The following is a 529-nucleotide window of genomic DNA, read 5'->3' as shown; positions in this document are numbered from 1 at the left end:
TGAAATAAAAACGTAATAGCTCGTGCTAAAAAGATTGTTTGCGTAATAATACTAAAAGCTTCTAAAATACTAATAATCGTTAACGCTACATATAAAATACGGCTACCGGGATAAGACGGAAGTCCTCTTTTTCTTTTCATTAGTACTCCAAATCGTTGTCTGACTTAACAGGTTGTCTAAATACATAATAACTCCATATTTGACTTCCGATAACGAAAGGCAAAATAGCAATCGCAAAGTAAGTCATAAGTTTTAATGCATAAGCTCCTGATGCTGCGTTGTAAATTGTCAAATCATTCATTGCTCCTAAAGAGCTAATCATAACACGTGGGAACATACCGATAAATACACTCGCACTTAGTAAAATGATTGTTAAACTCGTCATAAAGAAAGCCCAACCATCTCTTCTTCTTTTATTTAATAAAGTGGACACTAATAGTGCTACAAAAGCTCCGACTGGTACCATAATCCATTCTGTTCCATGGGCAGTGAAAATGTCGGTTTTCCATAACCCCACACCAGCAAAAAC

The 529-nt window shown here is 35.5% G+C and carries 1 protein-coding gene; it reads right to left on the bottom strand.

The window, feature by feature from the left end; all coding sequences use genetic code 11:
• Window positions 1–139: 139 nt before the first annotated feature.
• A partial coding sequence (locus MR160_RS33865) for a cytochrome d ubiquinol oxidase subunit II (RefSeq protein ID WP_242299229.1) occupies window positions 140–529 on the bottom strand: 390 nt, incomplete at its 5' end.

This window comes from Bacillus cereus group sp. BfR-BA-01382 (assembly GCF_022663475.1).
Classification (GTDB): Bacteria; Bacillota; Bacilli; order Bacillales; family Bacillaceae_G; genus Bacillus_A; species Bacillus_A thuringiensis_S.
The sequence above is the reverse complement of the archived record's forward strand: the minus strand, read 5'-3'. Positions and strand labels throughout refer to the sequence as shown.